This is a genomic window from Enterobacter sp. J49 (assembly GCF_002148625.1).
GTDB lineage: Bacteria > Pseudomonadota > Gammaproteobacteria > Enterobacterales > Enterobacteriaceae > Enterobacter > Enterobacter ludwigii.
In genome coordinates this window covers 1-929 of the sequence record NZ_MWPY01000043.1, presented here as the reverse complement: position 1 = coordinate 929, position 929 = coordinate 1, and the positions used below count along the sequence as shown (strand labels likewise).

Sequence of the window (929 nt, the reverse complement as noted above, 5' to 3'; positions counted from 1 at the left end):
CCTTCACGGATTGCGAAACGCAGACCGTCGTCCATCGCGATTGGGTGGATCAGCGTCACAACCATCTTGATGTTGTCGCCTGGCATTACCATCTCAACGCCTTCTGGCAGTTCGATGGTACCGGTCACGTCAGTTGTACGGAAGTAGAACTGTGGACGGTAGCCTTTGAAGAACGGAGTATGACGGCCGCCTTCGTCTTTGGACAGGATATACACTTCAGATTCGAACTTGGTGTGTGGCTTGATTGAGCCTGGCTTAGCCAGTACCTGACCACGTTCGATTTCTTCACGTTTGATACCACGCAGCAGAACACCTACGTTCTCACCAGCACGGCCTTCGTCCAGCAGTTTGCGGAACATTTCAACGCCAGTACAGGTAGACTTAGCAGTCTCTTTGATACCAACGATTTCAACTTCTTCGCCAACTTTGATGATACCGCGCTCAACACGACCGGTAACAACGGTACCACGACCGGAGATGGAGAATACGTCTTCGATTGGCAGCAGGAACGGCTTATCAATCGCACGCTCTGGTTCTGGGATATAAGAATCCAGGAAGCCAGCCAGTTCGATGATTTTCTCTTCCCACTCTGCTTCGCCTTCCAGCGCTTTCAGCGCGGAACCACGAACGATTGGGGTGTCGTCGCCTGGGAAATCGTACTGAGACAGCAGTTCACGAACTTCCATCTCTACCAGTTCCAGCAGCTCTTCGTCATCAACCATGTCACATTTGTTCAGGAACACGATGATGTAAGGAACGCCTACCTGACGACCCAGCAGGATGTGCTCACGAGTCTGAGGCATTGGGCCGTCAGTCGCAGCAACAACCAGGATCGCGCCGTCCATCTGCGCAGCACCGGTGATCATGTTTTTAACATAGTCGGCGTGGCCTGGGCAGTCTACGTGTGCGTAGTGGCGAGTCGGGGTGTC

General features: G+C 53.1%; 1 protein-coding gene. It reads right to left on the bottom strand.

What is annotated here, in order from left to right; genetic code table 11:
* The coding region (gene tuf, locus BJP35_RS23810; protein WP_047356364.1) for an elongation factor Tu at positions 1-929 on the bottom strand (929 nt) is incomplete at both ends.